This window comes from Streptomyces sp. NBC_00316 (assembly GCF_036158715.1).
Classification (GTDB): domain Bacteria; phylum Actinomycetota; class Actinomycetes; order Streptomycetales; family Streptomycetaceae; genus Streptomyces.
The window spans coordinates 7,718,880-7,742,032 of the sequence record NZ_CP108023.1; the positions used below are offsets into that span (position 1 = coordinate 7,718,880).

At 70.0% G+C, this 23,153-nt stretch carries 17 protein-coding genes and 1 pseudogene; 8 read left to right on the forward strand and 10 right to left on the reverse strand.

Translation table 11 applies throughout. From position 1 onward, the window contains the following. Positions 1-182: 182 nt before the first annotated feature. Both OG878_RS34380 and OG878_RS34385 read left to right on the forward strand, forming a co-directional pair. Positions 183-1,106 carry an SDR family oxidoreductase gene (locus OG878_RS34380; protein WP_328890380.1) on the forward strand — a complete coding sequence of 308 codons (924 nt, stop codon included), beginning with the start codon at positions 183-185 and terminating at the stop codon, positions 1,104-1,106. A gap of 1 nt (position 1,107) precedes the next feature. Then, positions 1,108-1,974 (forward strand): MaoC/PaaZ C-terminal domain-containing protein, encoded by an 867-nt coding sequence (locus OG878_RS34385; RefSeq protein WP_328890381.1) that lies wholly within the window; start codon positions 1,108-1,110, stop codon positions 1,972-1,974. A 90-nt stretch (positions 1,975-2,064) separates the two neighbouring features. Here OG878_RS34385 and OG878_RS34390 read toward each other — a convergent pair whose 3' ends face one another. Both OG878_RS34390 and OG878_RS34395 read right to left on the reverse strand, forming a co-directional pair. After that, entirely contained in the window at positions 2,065-2,859 is a 795-nt protein-coding gene (locus OG878_RS34390; protein ID WP_328890382.1) for an acyl-CoA thioesterase domain-containing protein, read from the reverse strand. A 120-nt stretch (positions 2,860-2,979) separates the two neighbouring features. Further along, positions 2,980-3,612 (reverse strand): TetR/AcrR family transcriptional regulator, encoded by a 633-nt coding sequence (locus tag OG878_RS34395; protein ID WP_328890383.1) that lies wholly within the window; start codon positions 3,610-3,612, stop codon positions 2,980-2,982. Between the two features lie 298 nt (positions 3,613-3,910). Here OG878_RS34395 and OG878_RS34400 point away from each other — a divergent pair, with 298 nt between their 5' ends. From OG878_RS34400 to OG878_RS34420, 5 genes are all read left to right on the forward strand, one after another. Further along, on the forward strand, positions 3,911-5,083 hold the full coding sequence (locus OG878_RS34400) for an acyl-CoA dehydrogenase family protein (protein WP_328890384.1): 1,173 nt from the start codon (positions 3,911-3,913) through the stop codon (positions 5,081-5,083). After that, entirely contained in the window at positions 5,080-6,234 is a 1,155-nt protein-coding gene (locus OG878_RS34405; protein WP_328890385.1) for an acetyl-CoA acetyltransferase, read from the forward strand. The genes OG878_RS34400 and OG878_RS34405 overlap by 4 nt, the downstream gene beginning before the upstream one ends. A 5-nt stretch (positions 6,235-6,239) precedes the next feature. Continuing rightward, positions 6,240-6,638, forward strand: a complete 399-nt coding sequence (locus tag OG878_RS34410) for a Zn-ribbon domain-containing OB-fold protein (protein ID WP_328890386.1) — start codon at positions 6,240-6,242, stop codon at positions 6,636-6,638. Further along, positions 6,635-8,758: an acetate--CoA ligase family protein gene (locus OG878_RS34415; protein ID WP_328890387.1), complete on the forward strand. Its 2,124-nt coding sequence runs from the start codon at positions 6,635-6,637 to the stop codon at positions 8,756-8,758. The genes OG878_RS34410 and OG878_RS34415 overlap by 4 nt, the downstream gene beginning before the upstream one ends. A 217-nt stretch (positions 8,759-8,975) precedes the next feature. After that, positions 8,976-10,304 (forward strand): MFS transporter, encoded by a 1,329-nt coding sequence (locus OG878_RS34420; RefSeq protein WP_328890388.1) that lies wholly within the window; start codon positions 8,976-8,978, stop codon positions 10,302-10,304. A gap of 2 nt (positions 10,305-10,306) precedes the next feature. Here the strand turns inward: OG878_RS34420 and OG878_RS34425 are convergent, their stop codons facing one another. The 8 genes from OG878_RS34425 to OG878_RS34460 all read right to left on the reverse strand — a co-directional run bounded on the left by OG878_RS34425 (position 10,307) and on the right by OG878_RS34460 (position 22,011). Then, complete coding sequence (locus OG878_RS34425) at positions 10,307-11,797, reverse strand: MFS transporter (RefSeq protein ID WP_328890389.1); 1,491 nt, start codon at positions 11,795-11,797, stop codon at positions 10,307-10,309. A 139-nt stretch (positions 11,798-11,936) separates the two neighbouring features. Next, positions 11,937-14,807: an NHLP bacteriocin export ABC transporter permease/ATPase subunit gene (locus OG878_RS34430; protein WP_328890390.1), complete on the reverse strand. Its 2,871-nt coding sequence runs from the start codon at positions 14,805-14,807 to the stop codon at positions 11,937-11,939. A gap of 1 nt (position 14,808) precedes the next feature. Then, positions 14,809-17,088 carry an NHLP family bacteriocin export ABC transporter peptidase/permease/ATPase subunit gene (locus OG878_RS34435; protein ID WP_443049195.1) on the reverse strand — a complete coding sequence of 760 codons (2,280 nt, stop codon included), beginning with the start codon at positions 17,086-17,088 and terminating at the stop codon, positions 14,809-14,811. Further along, positions 17,085-17,891: an HlyD family efflux transporter periplasmic adaptor subunit gene (locus OG878_RS34440; protein ID WP_328890392.1), complete on the reverse strand. Its 807-nt coding sequence runs from the start codon at positions 17,889-17,891 to the stop codon at positions 17,085-17,087. The genes OG878_RS34435 and OG878_RS34440 overlap by 4 nt, the downstream gene beginning before the upstream one ends. Before the next feature lie 73 nt (positions 17,892-17,964). Continuing rightward, the gene (locus OG878_RS34445) at positions 17,965-18,192 is read right to left on the reverse strand and encodes a type A2 lantipeptide (protein WP_328890393.1); all 228 of its coding nucleotides are present in this window, start codon (positions 18,190-18,192) and stop codon (positions 17,965-17,967) included. Positions 18,193-19,292: 1,100 nt separating this feature from the next. Beyond that, positions 19,293-19,991 (reverse strand): HAD family hydrolase, encoded by a 699-nt coding sequence (locus tag OG878_RS34450; RefSeq protein WP_328890394.1) that lies wholly within the window; start codon positions 19,989-19,991, stop codon positions 19,293-19,295. A 25-nt stretch (positions 19,992-20,016) separates the two neighbouring features. Next, positions 20,017-20,502 carry an Lrp/AsnC family transcriptional regulator gene (locus OG878_RS34455; RefSeq protein ID WP_328890395.1) on the reverse strand — a complete coding sequence of 162 codons (486 nt, stop codon included), beginning with the start codon at positions 20,500-20,502 and terminating at the stop codon, positions 20,017-20,019. Between the two features lie 90 nt (positions 20,503-20,592). Continuing rightward, the gene (locus OG878_RS34460) at positions 20,593-22,011 is read right to left on the reverse strand and encodes an APC family permease (protein WP_328890396.1); all 1,419 of its coding nucleotides are present in this window, start codon (positions 22,009-22,011) and stop codon (positions 20,593-20,595) included. A gap of 627 nt (positions 22,012-22,638) precedes the next feature. Between OG878_RS34460 and OG878_RS34465 the strand changes: the two are divergent. Beyond that, a pseudogene (locus tag OG878_RS34465) lies at positions 22,639-23,019 on the forward strand (FUSC family protein); the annotation flags it as partial. Positions 23,020-23,153: the final 134 nt, after the last annotated feature.

Consider the following 23,153-nt stretch of genomic DNA (forward strand, 5'->3'; position numbering starts at 1 on the left):
GCGCCGGATCATCGGTCCTGGTCGTGTGCAACATCGCCACAGGCCGTACGACCGAAGTCGCCACGCCTGCAGGAGGGTTGACATCGCTCTGCCGTACCGAGACGCTTTTTAGAAAGTGATTCTATCATTGGCCGGCTCGCGCAGGCACCGAGCCGGAACGGAGTTGCGGACGGGAGAGGCGTATGGGTGGCGTCGTGGAAGGACGGGTCGTGATCGTCACGGGGGCGGCCCGTGGGATCGGACGCGGGCACGCGCTGGAGTTCGCGCGCCAGGGTGCGAAGGTGGTGGTCAATGACCTGGGTGCGGAGGTCGATGGAACGGGTTCCTCGTCCGGGCCCGCGGGCGAGGTCGTGACGCAGATCCGCGAGGCCGGCGGCGAGGCCGTGGCCAACGGCGACGACGTGTCCGACTTCGAGGGCGCTCGCAGGCTTGTGGAGTCGGCGCTCACGCACTTCGGCGACCTGCACGTACTGGTCAACAACGCCGGCATCCTGCGCGACCGGATGCTGGTGAACATGAGCGCCGAGGAATGGGACGCGGTGATCAGAGTGCATCTGCGGGGTACGTTCGCCCCGCTGCGGCATGCCGCAGCGTACTGGCGCAAGCAGGCGAAGGCGGGCGTGCAGGTCGACGCACGGGTGATCAACACCACGTCCTCGTCGGGGATCTACGGAAATCCGGGGCAGGCCAACTACGGCGCGGCCAAGGCGGGCATCGCAGGGCTGACCGTGATCGCCTCGCGGGAGCTGGAGCGCTACGGCGTCGCGGTCAACGCGGTGGCGCCCGCGGCGCTCACCCGGATGACAGAAGGGCTGCGGCCCGGCCGCACGGCGGCGGAGCCGGGCACATTCGACGCGTCGGCGCCGGAGAACATCGCCCCGCTGGTCGTCTGGCTGGCCGGTCCCGCGGCGCGGGGAGTCACCGGCCGGGTGTTCAACGTGCGCGGCGGCATGATCAGTGTCGCCGAGGGCTGGCACGCGGGACCGTCCGCCGACAACGAGTCACGCTGGGAACTTTCACAACTCGACCATGTCATACCGGCATTGGTCGACAAGGCCCGCCCGAACGCGCTGCAGAACGGACGCGCGCCGGGGGAGGACTTCTGACATGCCCCTCGACCACGGTGTGATCGGGATCGAGTCCCCAGCGGTCGTACGGTCCTGGACCTCCAAGGACGCCCTGCTCTATGCGATCGGGGTCGGCGCCGGAATGGACGACCCGCTGCGGGAACTGGCCTTCACCACGGAGAATTCGCACGGTATCGGTCAACAGGTGCTGCCCACGTTCGCGGTGCTGGCCGCGCAGGGGGCCCGGGGCCGCAGCATCGGCGCCTTCGACCCGGCGATGCTCGTGCACGCAGAGCAGTCCTTCGACCTGCACCGGCCGCTGTCGACGGCCGGAACCGTGCGCGTCACCTCGAAGGTCACCGGGATGTACGACAAGGGCACCGGCGCGCTGGTCACCAGTGAGGCGGTGGCCGTGGATCCCGACACGGGCGATCCGGTGATCACCTCGCGCAGCGCCGTGTTCATCCGGGGGGAGGGCGGCTTCGGCGGTGACCGGGGACCGCGTGACAGCTGGCCGGAACCCGGTCGCGCGCCGGACCACCGGATCACCTGCCCGACCCGGCCCGAACAGGCGCTGCTGTACCGGCTGTCCGGTGACCGCAATCCGCTGCACTCCGATCCCGCCTTCGCCGCGAAGGCGGGGTTCGAGCGTCCGATCCTGCACGGCCTGTGCACCTACGGGGTGACCGGGCGCGCCCTGCTGCACACGCTGGCGGAATCGGACCCGTCCCGGTTCGCCTCGATGTCGGGCCGGTTCAGCAGTCCGGTGTATCCGGGCGAGTCACTGACCGTGTCCATCTGGAGGGACGGCGACACCGCCCGGTTCCGTACCACCAAGGCCGACGGAACAGTTGTGATCGATCGTGGGCGCGCCGCCGTCCGCGGGGGCGGCGGCGCGATCGCCTGACGGCCGTCGCGCCGGGGTGACACCGTGGACGACGTCTGCAGGACGACGCGGCTGCGGTGTCACCGGGCGTGCGGCCCGACGGGGGCACTCTCAGGTGCCTGCCCTGGGGTTGGCCACCGCCGTGGTCATGCAGTAGCCGATTGGGCCGGCGGTGTCGTGCAGTGTGCAGTGCCCGACGGCTACCCCGTCCTCGCTGGTGTGAGCAGTGGACTCCAGCCCGATGGCGTCGCTGAGCGGAAGCCTGCTCAGGCACAGGGTGTAGTCGGCGTTGATGAACTGCAGCCCGGCGTCGCCGGCATGAGCCAGTGGACTGGCCGTGTCGGCCGCCAGCGCTGCCCGCACGAACGGCGACAGTGCTTCGCCGGCCACCAGTTCGCAGGACTCCCGCAGCCAGGCACGGCGTCTGCCGCGGCCGTGCCGTTCACCGTTCACCGGGACGTTGTGCTCGTCGAACTTCCACACCGTCCAGGCCCCTTCACGCGGCGCGGGCAGTTCTTCAGGTGAGGGCGCGTCCCAGGGGGGCGTTGCAGGGACATGGCCGGACGGCTGTTCGCTGCGGCGCAGCAGGACGGCGCCGGCCCGCGCGACGACGCCGTTCGGGCCGTGGACGGTGGCGTCGACGACCCGGATGCGACGCCCGTCGCGCACCCGGAGCGTCTCCACCCGCACCGGAGCCATCGGCGCGTTGCGGAACAGGTCGACGGTCAGCCGGGTGAAGTGCAGTCCCTCGGCGGCGTGTTCACGCTCCAGGGCCCGGGCCGCCAGCGCGCCGAGCAGCCTGCCGTGCATCATGCCAGGGGCCCACCAGCTGCGCGCGTGCGCGGCAGGGACGAATGCGTCCCCGGCACGGGTGAAGAAGGCCTCCTGGTGTTCGGCCTGGGCCACGGGCATGTCCTTCCTGAAGAGCCGATGTACCTGCGTGCCGACGTACCGGCACACCGGGACGCGGGATCGCCGGTGTACCGACGGACCCGTCTCCTGTCGTCCCGATGCTCCGTCCGGCGGTCAGGTGTCCTGTCCGGGTGAGCCGAGCCTGCGGATCAGCACGATCGCCGCTTCGGTGATCTTGTTGGCCTGGCGCTTGTTCGGGCACGTCGCGATCTCGCGTCCCGCCTCGCCGATGATCGTGGTCAGCACCGCGACCGTGAGCCGGTCGATCGAGTCGAGACCGGCGCCGAGCAGCACTCCGTTCTGCCGGACCCACTCCCGGCTCCGTGTGCGCCGGACCAGTTCGAAGCCCGGCGGTCCGTCGCCGTCCATGAACAGCCTGGCCAGGTCGCGGCGCTGCCAGGAGCCCTCGAGAAAGGCGCGGGCGCCCACGATGAACAGGTCGAGCGGGTCCTCGCCCTCGCCCGCGGCCCGCGCCGCTGCGACCGCGGCCACCGCGTTCTGCTCGTGGGCGGCCTGGTGCTCCTCCCACAGCGCGAGGAAGAGCTCGGTCTTGCCACCGAAGTGGTGATAGAGGCTGCCCACGCTGGACCCGGCGCGTTCCACCACCGCTGCGATGCTCGCCTCGGCGAAACCCTGTTCGCAGAACACCTCACGCGCTGCGTTCAGCAGCACGCGGCGGGTCTCCGCGGTGCGGCTCCACTGCCAGGCGTTCCCGCCGGCTGCGGCGCTGCTCGCGCTTCGGGCCATGGGATCCCCTCCTTGCTCCGTTGTCGGCACCGACACCGTCCACCGTACCGAATCCAATCTTAGAATTTCATCTCTGAGTTCCATCGCTGTCCCGCGATGTGCCCGACCCGCCCTTCCCGCGTCGACGGTGACGCGGAGGCCGCCGTGATGGACGGCCGCTGCGTGAAACCCGGCTTGTGACACGTGTCTTGACACGCTCGTCCGGCCGGGCGCAGGCTGAGGCAATTCCTAGAGTTCCGTTCTAGAAAAGGATCCGGGCGATCGCCCGTGCCTCCTGAGAAGGAAAGGACACCGCTCGATGGTCGATTTCTCCCTCAGTGTCGAGGAACGTCAGATCCGGGACACCGTCCGGGCGTTCATCTCCAAGGAGGTGATGCCGCTGGAGCAGGAGGTCCTGCGCAACGAACGGGCGGGGCTTCCCGCGATCGCCCCGGACGTGCTTGCCGAGCTGCGGAACAAGGCGCGCCGGGCGGGCTTCTGGGGAATGAACACACCCGAGGAGTACGGCGGGATGAACCTGGGCGCCGTGATGTCCGCGATCCTGGTGATGGAGACCGGCAGGACGTACGTCCCGTTCAGCTTCGGCGGCTCGGCGGACAACATTCTCTACAGTGGCAACGACGAGCAGAAGCAGCAGTACCTCATCCCGACGATCGAGGGCGAGCGGCGGTCCTGCTTCGCGATCACCGAGCCGGGAGCCGGATCGGACGCACGCAACATCCGCACCCGCGCGGTGCGCGACGGCGGCGACTGGGTGATCAACGGAGAGAAGACCTTCATCACCGGCGGCAACGAGGCCGACTTCGTCATGGTGTTCGCCGTCACCGACCCGGACAAGGGCGCCGACGGCGGAGTGACCTGTTTCCTCGTCGACCGGGACATGGGCTGGAAGTCCGAACCGATCCAGACGATGGGCCAGTGGGGCCCCGCGGCGCTGGTCTTCGACGACGTGCGTGTTCCCGAGCGGAACGTACTCGGCGAAGTGGGCCACGGTTTCGCGCTGGCACTGCGGTGGATCGGCCAGGGCCGCTACATGATCCCGGCCCGTGCGATCGGCGCCGCCGAGCGGATGCTGCAGATGGCGATCGACTACGCCGGGATCCGGCACTCGATGGGACGCCCGATCGGCGACTACCAGGCGATCCAATGGCAGATCGCGGACTCGCAGGTGGAGATCGAGTCCACGAAGTGGCTCACCCTGTACGCGGCCTGGCGGGTCCAGCAGGGCATGGATGCGCGCCATGCCTCCTCCATCGCCAAACTCGACGGCGCGCTCATGGCCAACCAGGTCGTGGACCGCGTGCTGCAGATCCACGGCGGCATGGGCTACACCAAGGAACTGCCGATCGAACGCTGGTACCGGGAGTTGCGACTGCTGCGGATCTTCGAGGGCACCGACGAGATCCAGCGCCGGACCATAGCCCGCAACCTGCTCAAGGGCCATGTGCGGCTGGGCGGGATCGGCGAATGAGCCCCCGCAGGCGCGCGGCCATCGTGGGGGTGGCCGAGTCGGAGGTGGGCAGGACCCCGCACCTGACGGTGCTGTCCCAGCAGGCCGGGGCGAGCCGTGCGGCGCTGGCCGAGGCCGGGCTGGGCCCCCAGGACGTGGACGCCCTGTTCGTGGCAGGCAACTGGTCCTGGGCACCTGCGCTGACGCTTGCCGAGTATCTCGGGCTGCAGCCGGACTATCTGGACGGCACCAACATCGGGGGTTCGTCCTTCGAGGCCCACCTCGGCCATGCGGCGGCCGCGATCGAGGCCGGGGTGATCGACGTCGCGCTGATCACGTACGGCAGCACCCAGCGAAGCAGCCGCTCACGCAGCGCCCCGCGGCCGCCCGCGTCGCTGACCGAGCAGTTCGACCGGCCCTTCGGGCTGCCGCAGCCGGTCGGTGCCTATGCGCTGGCGGCCAACCGCTATCTCCACCAGTACGGTGCGACCGGCGAGCAGCTGGCCGAAGTGGCGGTGAGCGCACGACAGTGGGCGGCACTCAATCCGGACGCGTACTACCGTGACCCGATCACCGTCGACGACGTGCTCGACTCGCCGATGATCAGCGATCCGCTGCACCTGCTGGACTGCTGCCTGGTCACCGATGGCGGCGGCGCGGTGGTCGTGGCGGCCGAGGACCGGTGGCCCGACGTGGACACCCGTCCGATCGTGGTGCTCGGCCACGGTGAGACCACCACGCACAGCAGCATCGCCCAGATGCCGGACCTGACCGTCACCGGCGCGGCCCGTTCAGGTCCGACGGCGATGAAGATGGCCGAGGTGACCCACGACGATCTCGACCTGCTGGAGATCTACGACTCCTTCACCATCACCGTACTGCTGACCCTGGAGTCACTGGGTTTCTGCAAGCCGGGCGAGGCCGGGGACTTCGTCGCTCGCGGCCGTACCGCCCCCGGCGGCCCGGTGCCGATGAACACCAACGGCGGGGGGCTGTCCTACACACACCCCGGAATGTACGGGATCTTCCTGCTCATCGAGGCGACCCGGCAGCTGCGGCACGACTTCACCGGTGACCCGCGCCGTCAGGTCGACGGCGCTCAACTGGCCCTGGTGCACGGCACCGGAGGCGTGCTGTCGTCCACCTCGACCGTCGTACTCGGAAGGAGTTGATCACTGTGGCGGACCTTGCTCCGGATGTCGAGACGAGGCCGTTCTGGGACGGCATAGCCGCAGGGGAGCTGCGTCTGCAGCGCTGCGTCGCCTGCAGCCGTGCGGTGTTCTACCCGCGGGCGCTCTGCCCGCACTGCTTCGGTGACCGGTTGGAGTGGTTCGCCTCACCGGGAACCGGCACCGTCTACTCGTACACCGTCGCACACCGGGCGTTCAGCCCGTCAGCCGGGCAGCCTCCGTACACCGTCGCGCTGATCGACCTCGACGAGGGGGTACGGATGATGTCCAGGATCGTCGGCGGCGACCGGGTACGCATCGGCGACCGCGTCGAGCTGGAAATCACCCGCCTCGGCGGCGAGGATTCCCCGGCTCTGCCGTGTTTCCGGGTGGTGGAGGCGGCATGAGCGCGCCCACGCAGGCGGGCGCCGAGGCCATGCGCGCGCTGTTCGCCCCGAAGTCCATCGCCCTGGTCGGTGCCACGGACAAGTCGGGCTGGTCGCTGTCCACTTTCGACAACCTGCGCAACCACGGCTTCTCCGGACCGGTCCATCTGGTCAATCCCCGCACGGAGGTGGTGCACGGGCAGCGCGCCCACCGCAGCCTCTCGGAGATCGGCGAGCCGGTCGACATGGCGTACGTCATGGTGCCGACGCCGGCGGTGCTTCCCGTGCTGCGGGAGGGCGCCGGTCTCGGCATCCGTAGCTATGTGGTGCTCACCGCGGGCTTCGGCGAGACGGGCCCCGAGGGCAGGCGCAGGGAGGAGGAGATCCTCGACTTCGCCCGCGAGAACGGGTTGACCGTACTGGGCCCCAACGGCAACGGGTACATCAACGCCACGGCGGGGACGACCCCCTACGGTCTGCCCGTCCCGGCGCCGCTGGTCGCCGGCCCGGTGGGCGTGGTGCTGCAGAGCGGCGCGCTGGCCAGCTCCATCCTGGCCTTCGCCCAGGCCAGGAACGTGGGCCTGAGCCTGCTCACGTCCATGGGCAACGAGACGATGGTGTCGGTCACCGACGTCATCGACTACCTCGTGGACGACCCGGCCACCAAGGTGATCGCGCTGTTCCTGGAGTCGGTGCGGCAGCCGGAACGATTCGCCCGCGCCGCTCGCCGCGCCGCCCGGGCAGGCAAACCGATCGTCGCGCTCAAGATCGGGTCCAGCAGCATCGCCTCGCACACCGCGCAGGCCCACACCGGGGCCCTGGTGGGGGACGACAGGGTGATCGACGCCGCGTTCAGGCAGTTGGGCGTGGTGCGCGTCCGTTCGCTCGAGGACCTGATCATCACGTCCGGGCTGCTCGCCCAGGTCGGCAGGATCGACGGGCGGCGGATCGGAGTGGTGACGCCCTCGGGCGGGGCGTGCGAAATCATCGCCGACCGGGCCGAGCAGGAGGGCCTGGAGCTGCCGCCGTTCGCGCCGGAGACGGTGGCACGGCTGAAGGAGATCGTGCCGGGGTTCGCGACCGTGCAGAACCCCCTGGACGTCACCGGGTACGTCGTGGTGGACCGGACGCTGCTCGGCCGCGCGCTGGAGGTCGTCGCCGACGACCCGGGCATCGACGCGGTCATGCTGCTGTCCGACCTGCCCCGGGTGCGGCCGGCCGATCCGGCTCTGACGCTGGCGCACTTCGGAGCGACTGCGCAGCGCATCCGGGACGCGAACCGGCCGGTGATGGTGGCCGGCAACATCCTCACCGACATCACCGAATTCGGCCGCCGGGTGCAGGAGGAGACCGGCTTCCCGTACGTGGCCGGCGGGATCGAGCACGCGATGACGGCGATCGGCGCGGCCGTGCGCTGGTCCCGGGATCTGCCGGAGGCTGCGCGACCGGCGCCGCCGGCGCCGGTCACCCGACCGGCGGTGCACGGCCCGGCCTCCGGGGTATGGACCGAGTACCGGGCTTCGCAGCTGCTCGGCGACAACGGCATCCCGGTCGTTCCCTCCGTCCTGGCCGCCACCGAGGACGAGGCGGTGGCGGCAGCCGGCCGGTTCGGTTACCCCGTGGTGCTCAAGGCAGTCGCCGACGGTCTCGGGCACAAGAGCGACATCGGCGGGGTCCGGCTGGGACTGGGGGGAGCCGACGAGGTGCGGCAGGCCCACCACGAGGTGTGCGCCGCGATGCGCGAACGCGGACTCACGGGCATCGGCACGCTTGTGCAGCCACAGCGCAGCGGCGGCGTGGAGCTGCTCGTCGGCGTCGTCCGCGATCCTGCGTGGGGGCTGACCCTGGCCGTCGGCCTCGGCGGGGTGTGGGTCGAGGTGCTGCGCGACTCGGCGCTGCGGCTGCTGCCGGCCGGTGCCGACGACGTCCGTCGGGCGCTGGGTGAACTTCGCGGCGCCCGGCTGCTGGACGGCGCACGCGGGACGGAGCCCGCGGACCTCGACAAGGTGGCGGAGGTCATCACGCGGATCGCCGAACTCGCGCGTGGTCTGGGGCCCGGGCTCGAATCGCTGGAGATCAACCCGCTCCTCGTACAAGGGAGCCGGGTCGAAGCACTGGACGCGCTGATCACCTGGAACTGAGCCGCACGCTGCGGCACCTGTCCGAAGGCCGCCGCGGTCGCCTGCTGCGACCGCGGCGGCCTTCGCCCTGCCGGGCCCCGATGGGCATCCCGGGACGGCCGGCACCACGTCGAAAGTCACATTCCAGAGGGAAATTCTGTTCCGCGGCTCCCGCCTGCGCCCACGGGGCGAGACCGACGGAACCAGTCGGAAGTCCACTCGCAGAAAGGCCGGAGCAATGAGGCTCTCCTACGTGCGCGAACTCGACGAATACCCGACCGGCGGGCGCCGGATGCGCATCCTCACCATGGCGGTGCTCGCTGTCCTGATCGGGTCCTACGAGGGGCAGATCGCCCCCGTGGTTCCGCTGCTCCTGAAAGACCTGCACATGTCCCTGGCCACCTACGGCACGGTGTCCGCGCTGGCCACCGTCGCAGGTGCGCTCGCCTCGGTCCTCGGCGGACGGCTCACCGACAACCTGGGCCGGGTGCGTCTGCTCGTCCCGCTCATGCTGCTGACGACCGTCTGTTGCCTGGCGATGACCGCGGTGCACTCGCCGAGGCAACTGCTGCTGGCCCGCATCGCGCTGTCCGTCATCGACGGAATGGCCATGGCGGGCACCGCTCCGCTGGTCCGGGACTTCTCACCGCGGATGGGCCGTGCCCAGGCGTTCGGCTTCTGGACCTGGGGTCCGGTGGGCGCCAACTTCCTGGCTGCCGCGGTCGCGAGCGCCACCCTGCCGCTCTTCCACGACTCCTGGCGCTCGCAGTTCGTCATCATGGCCGTGGTCTCCCTCGTGGTCTCTGTCGTGATCGCGTTCAACATCGCCGACCTCTCGCCGCACCTGCGGGCGCGGATCCAGCAGACGGAACGACAGGCCTTCGCCCCGGCCGACCACAGCAGGCCGCCCCGGGCACGCGACCTGCTCACCCACCGCACCATCTGGGCGCACATCGTCGGCATCGGGCTGTGGCTGATCCTGTACCTGACGCTCTCTCTGTACGGCCCGACCATGCTCGGGCACGCCTTCGGCCTCAGCGCGGCGAGCGCGTCCGGGATCATGTCGGTCTTCTGGGTGCTCAACCTGCTCACCGTCGTGGTGAGCGGGCGGATCTCGGACCGTCTGCAGCTGCGCAAGCCGATCTGTGTGGCGGGGACCGCCGCGGCGGTGGCGATCACGGGCTATCTGGTGATGCTGATGGGGCGCGAGGACGTCTCCCATCTGCACCTGATGCTCACCGGCGCACTGCTGGGCGGCGCACTGGGTGTCGCCTACGGACCGTGGATGGCGAACTTCTCCGAGAACGCCGAGGACATCGATCCGCGGCTGCAGGGCAGTGCCTGGGGGCTGTTCGGTTTCGTCTCCAAGGGAGCGGCCGTCCTCGCGCTGTTCATCGTGCCGCGCGTGGTCGAGCACAGCAGCTGGCACGCCTGGATGATCACCGCGATGTGCTGCATGGTGCTGTTCATCCCGGCGGCGGTCATGTTCCACGGACCGTGGCGGCGTGCGGGCGCAGAGCCCATGTCCGTACTCGCGCCGACGGTCGGCCGGTCCACGGTCGACTGAGATCACGGAGCCTTGCCGACCGGCTCCTCACTCGGCCGGATTCCGCCGGCGGCGACGTCCGCCACCCGGTGCCGGCCGAGTGAGGCGATCACCGACAGTGCGGAGATCGCCGTCATCACCAGCAGGGCCAGCCGATAGCCGGTGACCAGCTGTGCGACTCCCTGTGCGGAGACGTCGGCGATCGTGCCGGCGAAGACGTACTGGCGCAGGCCGGCCGGCAGCGGGCTGGTCACGAGCGACATGGCCAGAGCCGTGCTGACCACGACGCCGGTGTTCTGCACCATCAGGCGCATCGCGTTGACGATCCCGATGCGCTGGGAGGAGACCCCGTCCAGCAGGGCTGTGGTGTTGGCCGGCATGAACATTCCCGACCCCGCGCCGATGAGGACCAGCCCGCAGGCGATCGGTGTGTAGCCGATGTCCTCCGAGATGTTCAGCAGCAGGACCAGCAGACCCGCGGTGCCGGCGGAGGTCCCCAGCAGAGCGATCGTGCGCGGCGTCAGCTTCGCGTGCAGCATCCCCGAGCACGCCGAGGCGATCATCGCCACCACCGGCAACGGCAGCACCTTCAGTCCGGCCGGCACCGGGGACTCGCCGCGCACCGCCTGGTAGAACAGGGCGATCAGCAACACCACCGCCATGCGCGCCACCGCGTTGAGGAACGAGGTGAGCAGGCCGAGCGCGAACGGCGGGTCCCGGAACAACGCCACGTCCACGACGGGATGGGGGCTGCGCCGCTCCACCCACAGGAACAGCGGTGCCAGCACGGCGCATACGGCCAGGCCGGCGAAGACCACAGGATCGGTCCAGCCGCTCTCACCGACCTGCGACAGGCCGAACAGCAGGCTTCCCAGGCTGATCAGCACGAGCAGGTTGCCCGCCGCGTCGATGCCGCGCTCATGCGCCCGGCTGCCCGTCCTTCGCAGCGCGACCGCACCCCAGGCCAGACACACCAGCCCGATCGGCACGTTGTACCAGAACACCCACTGCCAGCCGAGTCGGTCCGTCAGGAAGCCGCCGAGGGTCGGGCCCACCAGCTGCGCGACGGAGAACGAGGCGATGTAGATGCCCATGCCCCGTCCCAGATGACGCTTCGGGAACGCGTCGGCGAGCAGGGCCGCGCTGTTGGTCAGCAGCATCGCGCCACCGGCGGCCTGTACCGCCCGCAGGCCGATCAGGAACCACACGCCGGGCGAGAAGCCCAGCAGCAGGCTGGCCCCGGTGTACGTGGCCAGCCCGAGCAGGTACATGGTGCGCCGCCCGAACATGTCCGCCAAACGGCCGAAGGCGACCATCAGCCCCGTATTGGTCAGCATGAAGGACAGCAGGATCCAGTTGGCAGCCGTGGCGCTCGCATCGAAATGACGCACCACCTGCGGCAGCGCGACATTCAGCGAGCTGCTGCCCAGCGCCGTCAGGATGCTCGCCATGCTGACGACGGACAACGCGCGCCAGGCGTACCGAAGTTGTGCCTCCTCGCCGGTTCCGGACATGGGCGCTCCTCGCGGTATGTGAATTTTTAAATCAGAATACTAGAACTCCATTCTGTTCTGGGCGTCCTGGACGAACCAGGGCAGGGGGATTCCGCGGCTGCGCCGGGCGCGCCGCAACCACTGTGCGCGGGGGGTCGGTTCAGCGCATCTGGCGCCGGACCAGCTCGTGGAGCCGGCCGCCCGTGTCCGCGAGAAGCTCGGCGGGTGGCCCCTGCTGGACGACTCGGCCGTCCGACATGACGATCACCCGGTCGGCGTCGAGGACCGTGGAGAGCCGGTGCGCGATCATGATCCGGGTGGCGTTCAGTGCGCGGGTGCTCTCGATCACGATGCGCTGGGTCTCGTTGTCGAGCGCGCTGGTGGCCTCGTCGAAGAACAGGATGCGGGGCCGTCGCACGAGAGCCTGAGCGATCATCAGTCGCTGTCGCTGACCGCCGGAGATGGCGCCGCCGCCGGCGATCATGGTGTGCAGGCCCATCGGCATGCGCTTGATGTCCTCGGCCAGACCCGCCATCGCGGCAGCCTCCCACACCTCCTCCTGACTGAAGACCTCGGCGCCGCAGATGCAGTCCAGGATCGATCCGGTGAACGGCTGGGAGTTCTGCAGGACGACTCCGCAACTGCGGCGCACAGCCGCCTGGTCGAGCGAGGCCAGGTCCTGACCGTCGTAGAGCACACTGCCCGACACCGGCTTGTCGAAGCCGATGAGCATCCTCAGCAGGGTCGACTTGCCGCAGCCGCTGGGGCCGACGATCGCCACGAACTCGCCGGAACGCACCTGCAGGGACACCTCGTCGAGGACCAGTGGGCCGTCGTCGGTGTAGCGGAAGGAAAGGTTTCGCGCCTCGATCTCCCCGGACAGTACGCCGGGCTGGGTGCTGGCCCCACGCACCTCGGGTGCCTCGTCGAGCACCGGCTTGATCTGCTCGAACATGGGCAGAGCCGCCGCGGCCGAGACGAACGCACCCGTGAGCTGGGTGACCGATGTCAGCAGCATGGTCACGGACGTGCTGAAGGTCAGGAACGCGCCGGCCGACATCGACCCACGAGCCGGGCCCGCCAGCAGGACGAACATGGCCAGTGAACACAGCGGCAGATACACCGCGTTGAGGACGGTCGTCAGATTCTTGATCCGTCCCGCGCGCTGCTGCAGCTCACGGCTGCGCGCGAACTCCTGCGCCCACGAGGCGTAGGCGAAGCTCTCCGCCGCCGCGACCCGCAGCTTGGGCAGCCCTCGCAGCGTCTGGAACGCCTGGTTGTTGAGCTTGTTGCCGAGCTCGACCAGCCGACGCTGCCATCGCAGTTCCCACATTCCCATGGTGAGGAACACGACGGCGATGACGAGCAGCATCGCAATCGCCGCCAGCGCCAGCGGGACGCTGAAACAGAACAGCAGGACGAGGTTCATCGCACCGACCGTGCCGGCCTGCACAGCGACCGGTCCGATGCCGGACAGCACACGCCGGATGGCGCTGATTCCCATCGCGGCGCTGGCCAGCTCACCCGTGGAACGCCCGGTGAAGAACGTGGCCGGCAGCCGCAGCAGCCGGTCCCACACCGCGGGCTGGAGCGTGCTCTCGATACGGCCCTCCATGCGCAGGATGGTGAGGTTCTGCATCAGCATGAAGGCGGCCGAGACCACGCTCGTGATCACGATGGCCAGCGAGACCTGCACGATGAGGCTGTGCTCGGCGTTGGGTACGTAGACGCCGAGCACCTGTCCCGTCGCGATCGGCACCAGCGCACCCAGGGCGACCGTCACCAGTCCCGCCAACGCCAGATTGCGCAGATCGGCCCGGGTGCCGTGCAGGCTGAACCGCAGCAGCCGCCACTTGCCCATGGGCCGCTCCGGCAGCGGGCGGTAGAACATGACCGCGCGCTGTTCGAACTCGTCCGCATTGGCCGCGCCGACGCGGGTACGCCTGCCGGTCACCGGGTTCACCGCCTCGTATCCGCCGCGCCGCCACAGCAGGGCGACCGGCGCCCCACTGGCGGCCCGGTGGCCCACGAGGGGACCGGTGTTCTCCCGCCACCAGCGCCGGTCGAGCCGGACCGGACGCGTACGGATCCGCGAGCCGACCGCGACGCGCTCGACCGGGTCGATCCGGTCGCTCACCACACCGCTCCTCGACGGTTCCGACAGAGTGATACCGGCGGCCTCGGCCACGAGCCGGCACGCCGCGTACGTGGCGTCGTCGCCCGTGCCCACAGCACGCGACGTCGCCTTCCCGGAACGACCGATGGAGGAGACCAGTGTCCGGTCGGCCTCGTCGCGGACGGCTTCGCCGGCCTTGATGCCGGCCGCCGTGCGGTCCTCGTGCGCGAGCTCCATCCGTTCGATCCAGCGGTCCAGGGCGGACAGCAGGCGGTACTGCTGGTTCACCATGGCCTGCCACAGCGTGCCGTCGACGAGCAGATCGCCTGCCGCCTCGGCGCTGTACGCGGCGCCGTACTGCACGCTTCCGGGAGATACCGGCAGCCACAGGATGTCGTCGTTCGCCACCGTCTCGTCGACGGTCGTCCGGCCGTCCATCGGGGCCTCGAACAGGACCTGCCTGCTGCGCCCGACACCCAGCGCCACGGCGTGCTCCAGCAGGCTCAGAGCCGTGTCACCGGTGTCGTACCAGCTGGGGTACTGACCGCCGTGCGCCGCCGTGTCCGCGTACTCCGGGCGGTACAGCTCGCGCAGGGGGATGCGGCGCAGCACGCACTCCTGCAGAGGCCTGCCCACCAGGGTGTGCCGGGGGCCCTCGACGGGCCCCAGCAGCAGAGTCCCGGGTTCGAGCCGGCCGAGGAAGTGCCAGTGGCCCTGTTCGGCCGCGTCGACCGCGAACAGGTCCAGGGCGCCGCCGACCACGAGCCACAGCACCTGTGGCCCCTCCAGCGAGAGCGTGCGCAGACCGCGGCAGTCGACCTGCCGGCCGAGCCCGCCCAGGGCGCCGATGACCGCGTCGTGCTCCGCGGGGTACGGGTCGGGGCCCGTGCCCGCAAGATGGTGAAGGGATGTCACGTCAGTGCTCCTTGACCAGCTCGGCGTACGGGCCTCCGGCGGCGACCAGGTCCTCGTGCCGCCCCCGTTCCACGACGGAGCCGTGGTCGAGGACCACGATCTCGTCGCTGTCCCGGACCGTGCTCAGCCGGTGCGCGATCACGACACAGGCACAGCCGCGCCGCCGCAGGTTGTCGATGATGATCTGCTCGGTCTCCGCGTCCAGCGCGCTGGTCACCTCGTCGAGAACGAGGATGCTCGGCCTGCGCACAAGGGCCCGGGCGATCTCCAGCCGCTGCCGCTGTCCTCCGGAGAAGTTGCGGCCGTCCTGCTCCACCCGGCTGTGGATTCCGCCGGGACGCCGGGCGACGACCTCGTACAGCGCCGCGTCCTCGAGGGCGGCGACGACGGCGTCGTCCGGAATCGACGGGTCCCACAGCGCCACGTTGTCCCGGACGGTGCCCTCGAAGAGGAAGATGTCCTGGTCGACGAAGGAGACCGACGCGGCCAGCGCACTGCGGGGGATGTCCTCCAGACGCTGTCCGTCCACCCGGATCGTGCCCTCCCACGGGCTGTAGAGTCCCGAGATCAGGCGGGAGACCGTCGACTTGCCGCTGCCGGATCCACCGACCAGGGCCACCTGCTGTCCCGGCCCGACGGACAGCGAGAAGCCGGTCAGCAGCGGCTTGTCGAGTGGGCTGTAGCCGAACGTGATGTCCTCCAGGGTCACATGCCCCTTGAGCCTGCGTGTGCTCGCAGCCGGTTCGCGGCGCGTGTACAGCGAGTCCACCGGGAAGTTCTCGACGTCCTTGAGACGGGCCACGTCGGCGGCGAAGTCCTGGACCCGGCCCGCCACCGAGTTGAGCCGGGCGACCGGAGCGGTGAAACGGGTCACCAGAGCCTGGAACGCCACGAGCAGACCGATCGAGATCTGGCCGTCGACGGCGCGCAGCCCTCCGATCCACAGGATCAGGGCGCTGTTGAGCGTCGCGAGCGCAGGGGCGACGACACCCAGCCAGGCGCTCGGCACGCCGAGGCGCTGCTGTTCCTCCAGCGTGGTCGCGTGCTGCCCCGCCCAGCGGCGGAAGTACCCGTTCTCGCCACCGGTGGCCTTCAGCGTCTCGATCAACTGCAGGCCGGTGTAGGAGGTGTTGGTCAGCCTGGCGCTGTCGGCCCGCAGTTTCTGGGTGCGGGTGGCCCGCAGTCGTACGACGATGCGCATCGCCACCACGTTGAGCAGGGCCAGCCCCACCCCGATGACCGTCAGCTGCGGGTCGTACGTCCACAGCAGCACCGCATAGAGCAGCACGACGACCCCGTCCACGCCGACGGCTGTGAGGTCGCGGGCCAGGGTCTCGGCGACGACGTCGTTGGACTGCAGCCGCTGGACGAGATCGGCGGGGCTGCGCTGGGCGAAGAAGGTGACCGGCAGCCTGAGCAGATGCCGGAAGAACCGGGCGCTGCTGAGCGTGGAGGAGATGATGCGACCGCGCAGCAGGTTCGCCTGCTGCAGCCAGGTCAGCACGACCGTGAGCGCCACCATGGTGCCCATGGCCGCGAACAGGACGCCCAGCAGCGAGGTCTGATCGCCGATCAGGAACATGTCGATGTACGCGCGGCTCAGTGCGGGCAGCGTCGCGCCGACGGCCACGAGCAGCAGGCTGGCGAGCAGCGCGGCCAGCATCGTGCCCGAAGTGCCGCGCAGCCGCGCAGGCAGGGCGCTCATGATCCCGGGCTTCCTGCCTCCGCGACGGAAACCGTCCCCGGGCTCGAGGACCAGGACGACGCCGGTGAAGCTCGTGTCGAAGTCCTCGGCCGACACGAAGCGGCGGCCCTTGTCCGGGTCGTTGATGTGCACGCCCCGCCGTCCGAAGCGGCGTCCCATGCCGTCGTACACGACGTAGTGGTTGAACTCCCAGAAGAGGATGGCCGGTCCCTGCACCTCGGCGAGGGCCGCCGGTTCCATCTGCATGCCCTTGGCCTGCAGCCCGTAACTGCGGGCCGCCTTCAGTACGTTGCTGGCACGGGATCCGTCGCGCGAGACGCCGCAGGCGATGCGCAGCTCCTCCAGCGGTACATGGCGGCCGTAGTGGCCGAGCACCATGGCCAGTGAGGCCGCACCGCACTCCAGCGCCTCCATCTGGAGCACGGTGGGGCTGCGTACCGTTCGGGCCTTCTTGCCCTTCGGCTTCGGCCGCGGGGCCGAACGGCGCCTGCTGCCCGGTGCGTTGTCCGGGCGGTGCCGGCCGCGACCGGGGGGCGGAAGCTGCGATGCGGCAGGAGAGGGGTGCGGTGCGGTCACGGGAGCAGCCAATCGATCGGACGCTGGTCGGCCAGGTGGATGGCACCGGTGGCCAGGGTCATGGAGTCGATCGCGTACGGGGGGCCCTGCGCCGACGACCACCGGTAGCCGGACTTCGTGGCGGACGACCGGTCGAGCCGCACCAGGACGGCCACCGGCCTGCCGCTCCGTGAGAACTGTTCGCCCAGTTGCGCGTCGCCGAGGAAGCCGCTGATCTGCCGCTGCGTCTGGGACGTCCGGCCGACCGCGGCCACGCGCCCGCGCAGCACTCCGTACTGCTGGGACGGCACGGACTGGACGGTGAGATCCACGGCGGCGCCGACGGGAACGGCCGGCCCGCTGTCTCCCGGCACGTAGAGCATCACCATCAGCGGGTCGTCGGCACCGCGGGTCCGCTCCACGCTCGCCACGTCCGCGCCGGTGGTGACCACCGCACCGATCGTGGCCGTCAGTGCGGTCACCCGCCCTGCGGCGATCGTGCGGACGACCCGGTCGCCCTGTTCCGTACGGACCTTGAGCAGCGGTGCGTCGGCGGGGAGGGTCGCGCCCTCCTGGGCGAGCACGGCGGTGACCTGGCCCGCGACCGGGCTCTGCAGGACGTAACTGCCCTGTGCGTGAGTGAGGATGCCGGGGGCCCGGAGCGTGGAGGAGACGGATCCGGTCATGGCCCAGAAGCACGAGGCGGCCATGACGAGCACGGTGACGCTCAGGGCGAGCCGGCCCTGCGGACGGGCGAAACGTACCGGCAGGTCGAGTTCCTCCGGCGACTGCAGCTTGGAAAGGGCCTGTTGGCGGAACTGCACGGAACTCTTCCCTTACTGTCAGATGTGAGCAATGAGCCCCGGAACCACAAGGTTCCGGGGCTCACACGCCGTCTCAGAGACCGGCGATGAGGCCGGTGCCGAGGCCGCTGACCGCAGCGGTGTTCACGCCGGTGACCGACGAGGCGAGGCCGGTGACCGAGCCGACGATGCCGGAGACCGGGGCAACGGCGTCAACGGTGCCCGTGACGTTGCCGAGCAGGGTGCCGACGAGGCCGCCGGACACGTTGTCGAGGTCGTTGTCGGAGATCTCGAGGGTCTCGACCTGGGGGGTGTGGTTCATGATGGAGGCTGCCTTTCAGCTTGTTAATTCGCAGCGGTAACCGCTTGGTGTGGCTGCCGCATTGGGCAGGATCAAAGCACGTCGACGCCGTGCGCAGCGAATCGAACCGATGCTGATCAGGGCTTTTGTGTGGCACTGAAATACCCCTGCGTGCACATGTGTTCATGAGTCGAGGGCGACTCCTTCACAAGCTTCACCATCCTAATTCCCTTTGATTGAAAGTCCCTTTACAGGAATGGGGACACTCCTGTTCAAAGCGATCCGGCGCTGGTCCGGACCAGGGCTTCCGGCAGGGGTGGCGGTGACCGGACTGGGCATGAGGTGTGCAGGTTTACGAAAGGTGGGCGGCTGGACGAACCAGCAGGTGGGGAGCGGTGCGCCGGGGGTGTGCCGACCGGGCCCGAGGGCGCGGCCGGCCGGGCGCGGACCTGCGGCCGATGCGCGGTCCGGCTTGCTCCTGACGTGTGGGTGAGGGTTCGGCGTCGTGGTGCCCGCCGGGGCGTCCGGCCCGAGTGGGCCCCATCGACAAGGAGTTCACCCATGTCCGCTGCATCCCCGGTTGCGGCGTCGCCCCGTATCTCGTGAGACATCCGGCTGCTTGCCGTGCCCGGCGGTCTGCCGCGGCCGGAACACTTCCCCGTCGTACGACGCCTCTGTCACACCCCGGAAAGGGAGAAATACCGGTACGCAACCGGCACTTCCCGGTTTTCCCGGGAATCCGCACGATCGTCGGCGGTGGAGTGGAAGGGGCTCCCCTGCACGGAGTGCAGCCCGGAGACCCACTCCTCGGGATGGCCGCCGGCGAAGTGGCGGTGGCCGCGTCGGGAGCCGACGGGCCGCGCGAGCGGGAGCCGGCGTCGCGCCGGCTCGGCTGTCGGGAGTGCGCCGGCCGGGCGGACCGCCGAGGCGGCGCCAGAGCGTGCCGGCGTCTTCGTCGACATGTCGCGGCGGAGACCGGCTGCGGGCCGCGAACGTGGCGCGACCCGGCTCACGGTGCGCGCTCGTCGGCGCGTTGTCCGGACGGCTGTCGCCCCACGGCACCGGCGTCCGCCCGGAACGGCGCCGATCGCCTCGCCCGCCCGAGGGGAGGGCGGCACGGTCTACGAGGCCCGAGCTCCGACCATCCAGTCGTATGCGGCCTGCGCCGTGAACTCGCTCTGCCCACCGAGGAAGAGGAGCTCCGCCGCCGCGAACGCCGGTTCGCCGGCCGTCGACGCCACGGACGGGATCGCGATGCAGCGCATGCCCGCCGCATGCGCTGCGACCGCTCCCGGCGCCGCGTCCTCCAGCACCACACAGTCGGCGGGCGCCGCTCCCAGCCGCCGCGCCGCCTCGAGGAACACGTCGGGCTCCGGCTTGCCGTGCGCCACCTCGTCGGCGGACACGCGCACCGTGAGGTGGGCACCGAGCCCCGTGCCGGCGAGAACGGCCGCGATCGCCGCACGGGACGAGCCGGATGCCACGGCCATGGCGACCCCCTCCCCGTGCAGCAAGTCCACGAGCTTCCGCATCTCGGGGAACACCTCAGTCGAGGTACGTGCCAGCTCCAGATAGACGGCGTCCTGGGCCGCGAGCAGTTCGTCGACCGGGTCCTCGATCCCGTACTCGGCCCGCAGCGCCGCCAGCGTCTCGCGGGTGCTGATCCCGATGTACCGGGTGTGGTGCTCCCAGGTGAAGCCGGGTGCGCCGTGGCGGGCGAGGACCCGGCGCGCCGCCTCGTAATAGTTCGGCTCGCTGTCCACGAGGGTGCCGTCGAGATCGAAGACGACCGAGAGGGCGGAGGTGTGCCGATTGCTCATGGCACCCAGCATGCCAAGCCGGTGATCAGCCGGTCGGTCCGGCCGAGGCCCTGCCCACCGACTCGACCAGCGGCAGCAGCCGGTGCGGCACCCGCTCGCGCAGGGCCACCTCGGTACGGGTCCTGACCACGCCGGGCAGCTGGACCAACTGCTGGATCACATCCTCCAGGTGCCCGTTGTCGCGGGCCACGACGCGCGTCAGCAGATCCCCCCCACCGGTGGTCGAGAAGGCCTCGACGATCTCCGGGACGGCGGCGAGGGCCTCACCCACCTCGTCCAGATGCCCCTGGGTGACCTCCAGATGGACGAAGGCGAGCACCGGGTGGCCGAGCGCGGCGGGGGAGAGGACCGGGCCCGTACCGGTGATCACGCCGTCCCGCTCCAGCCGGTCGATACGGGCCTGGAGGGTGCCCCGCGCGACGGAGAGGATCCGCGCGTACTCACGCACGCTGGTCCGGGGCTGCTCGATGAGCAGCCGCAGGATGCGGGTGTCTAGGGCGTCCACCGCCATGGTCCGCTGGCCTCTTCCCGGTCGGTCGGTACGGGCTCCGACTGTACCAATGGCCCACCCGCACGCCCTCCGGCGGCGGAACCTCCTCGCTCAGACGCGGGCGTCCTCGGGGAGGGTGACCAGCCAGCGGGTGTCACGGCGGGGACGGAGGTAGAAGGCCCAGTAGAGGGTGGCCGCCGCCATGATGCCGCCGGTCCACAGCAGGTACGTGGCCTCCTGCCGGCTCAGGATGTAGACGAGCACCACGATCAGGGCCACCGGCATCGCCGGCCAGAGCGGCATCCGCCAGGCCGGCAGCTCCTTGTGCGACGTGCGGCGGGCCGCCAGCGCGGCGACCGCGACCAGGAGATACATGCCCGTGACGGAGACGCCGGTCACGCCGTACAGGGTGTCGAGGTTGACGAAGCACAGCGCCGCGCCCGGGACCCCGACCACCAGCGTCGCGACCCACGGGGAACCGAAGCGGCCGAGGCGGGCGAGCGCGTTGTTGACGGGCTGGGGCCACGCCTTGTCCCGGGCGGAGGCGAACAGCACCCGGGAGTTCTGGATGACCATGACGATGCCCGCGTTGATGATCGCGAGTGCGACGCACAGGCTCACGAACGTACCGACCGCCGAATTGCTCCAGGCGGTGACCATCCCGCCGATGTCGCCCGAGGTGAGTGCCGCGAGGTCGGGCGCGCCCATGGTGATCGCCACCACCGGGACGAGGATGACGGCCGTAGAGATGGCGAGGGTGGCCAGGACCGTACGTGCGACGTTGCGCCGCGGGTCCTCCAGCTCCTCGGAGAGATAGACGGCGGTGGAGAAGCCCTGTGTGATGAAGAGCGCGATGGCCAGACCCGATACGACCAGCATCGCCGTGACCGGGTGGGAGGCCCCGCCGTCGCCTGCGACCACACCGTGCACGAGGCTGCCGGCGCCGCGCTCGGTGTGGGCGAAGCCGAGCACCGCCACGACGGCCGCCGCGATCACTTCGAGAACGAGGAAGACGCCCGTGATCCAGGCGTTGGCGCGCAGGTCCAGCAGACCCGCGAGCGTGGCGAGCAGCATGACACCGGCGCCGGCGGCCTCCGCGGGTATGTGGACCAGCGGCGCGAGGTAGTCCGCCGTACCCATGGCGATCACCGGCGGCACGATCATTACGACCAGCAGCGACAGGACGAACACCAGCCAGCCGGCCAGTCGGCCGGTCATGGTGGTGACCATGGCGTACTCGCCGCCCGCGCTGGGGATCAGCGTGCCCAGTTCTGCGTAGCAGAACGCCACGGCGATACAGAGGAGCGAGCCGATCGCGATGGTGAGCGCGGTGGCGGTGCCGAGGTCGCCGAACAGGTCGGGCACGACCACGAAGAGCGTGGAGGCGGGCGTCACGCAGGACAGGGTGAGCAGCGTCCCGCCGACGACGCCGATGGAACGCTTGAGGGTGCGCGGGCCGTCCTGGCCGCCGGGATCTGCCGCTGCCGGTGCGGTGTCCGAGGTGACGGGCTGGCTGAGCATGTCGGTCATGAAGCGGTTCCGATCGACTGGGCGTGACGGCTGGCGGCGGGAGCGCTATCGCCTCCGTGGCTTGCTGCGCTGTTGGTTCCGTGTGCTCCCGGCGCTTTATGGAAACCTGTGGGATCCGTCACGTCAACCGTCAATTTCCTTCGGAATTCGTTGTGTACGCGCCTTCAGTTGGCGGTATTCGTGGACTGCCGCCGTTCTGACGCCGTGTTGACAACCGGCGGAATCGTCGCCGGGTCCTGCCTGTCGGCCTTCGAATGTCAGGCGTGCCGACGGGGATGCCTGTGATGTGTGAGGTGTGTGGGTGGTGTGTCGACGGAAGTGGCCGAGGGCCGGCCGCGACGGGAATCGCAGAGTGTCACCGGTCACGTTGCGTGGTTTTTGCCAGGGGGAGGGGCGCCGGGGAGCGGTTCCTCCGTCTCGGGAGGTTGTGGGCGGAGACCCCGCCTGCGTGGTCCATTGGCGCCCATCTGGCAAGCTGAATGGTCAATGTGCTGTGCCAATGGCACAGCAAAAATGGCATCGCTTGAGCCAGATGGTGTTCGGATGCTCTGATGGAGCCCAGTCGATGGCGCTGCGGAATTCCGCGGCGCCTTTTTCGTGCCGGGACAGAGCGGGGAGTCGTAAGCGGTGCTGAAGCGGATGTGGATGGCTCCGGACCCCGGGCGGCTGCGGCTGCGCCATGCGGCCCGGGCCGTCGTCGGTATCGGCCTTGCCGTGACCTTCTCGGGCCTCGTCGGCCACTCGCTCCCCGCGGCCGTGGCCGGCGGCCTCGCCGCACTTCTCGCCCTCTTCACGGTCACCGACGCCGAGGTCAGGGATCAGGCGCTCACCACCTCGCTGCTGCCCGTCGTCGGATTTCCGGTGCTGGCGCTGGCGACGGCGCTGCACGGCCATCCGCTCGCACGTGACCTCGCCTTCCTCGCCGTCGTCTGTGCCGGGGTGTACGCGCGCCGCTGGGGTCCGCGCGGCCATGCCCTGGGCATCTTCGCGTTCATGGCGTTCTTCGCGGTGTCAAGTCGGCGCTCGGTCGTCAGCCCTGTGTAGCGCGTGTCTCTGCTGGTCAAGCCTGGGTTCGAGCGGAGGTGTCGATCCGCGCGTGCGGGCAGGTGTACTCAACTGAATCAGGACGTACGCTGACCGAT

Excerpts from the sequence above, each read along its gene's own strand:
- OG878_RS34380 (WP_328890380.1), top strand. The coding sequence starts at position 183 with ATGGGTGGCGTCGTGGAAGGACGGGTCGTGATCGTCACGGGGGCGGCC.
- OG878_RS34455 (WP_328890395.1), bottom strand. The coding sequence starts at position 20,502 with ATGGCGGTGGACGCCCTAGACACCCGCATCCTGCGGCTGCTCATCGAG.
- OG878_RS34450 (WP_328890394.1), bottom strand. The coding sequence starts at position 19,991 with ATGAGCAATCGGCACACCTCCGCCCTCTCGGTCGTCTTCGATCTCGAC.
- OG878_RS34385 (WP_328890381.1), top strand. The coding sequence starts at position 1,108 with ATGCCCCTCGACCACGGTGTGATCGGGATCGAGTCCCCAGCGGTCGTA.
- OG878_RS34415 (WP_328890387.1), top strand. The coding sequence starts at position 6,635 with ATGAGCGCGCCCACGCAGGCGGGCGCCGAGGCCATGCGCGCGCTGTTC.
- OG878_RS34395 (WP_328890383.1), bottom strand. The coding sequence starts at position 3,612 with ATGGCCCGAAGCGCGAGCAGCGCCGCAGCCGGCGGGAACGCCTGGCAG.
- OG878_RS34420 (WP_328890388.1), top strand. The coding sequence starts at position 8,976 with ATGAGGCTCTCCTACGTGCGCGAACTCGACGAATACCCGACCGGCGGG.
- OG878_RS34400 (WP_328890384.1), top strand. The coding sequence starts at position 3,911 with ATGGTCGATTTCTCCCTCAGTGTCGAGGAACGTCAGATCCGGGACACC.
- OG878_RS34460 (WP_328890396.1), bottom strand. The coding sequence starts at position 22,011 with ATGACCGACATGCTCAGCCAGCCCGTCACCTCGGACACCGCACCGGCA.
- OG878_RS34445 (WP_328890393.1), bottom strand. The coding sequence starts at position 18,192 with ATGAACCACACCCCCCAGGTCGAGACCCTCGAGATCTCCGACAACGAC.
- OG878_RS34425 (WP_328890389.1), bottom strand. The coding sequence starts at position 11,797 with ATGTCCGGAACCGGCGAGGAGGCACAACTTCGGTACGCCTGGCGCGCG.
- OG878_RS34405 (WP_328890385.1), top strand. The coding sequence starts at position 5,080 with ATGAGCCCCCGCAGGCGCGCGGCCATCGTGGGGGTGGCCGAGTCGGAG.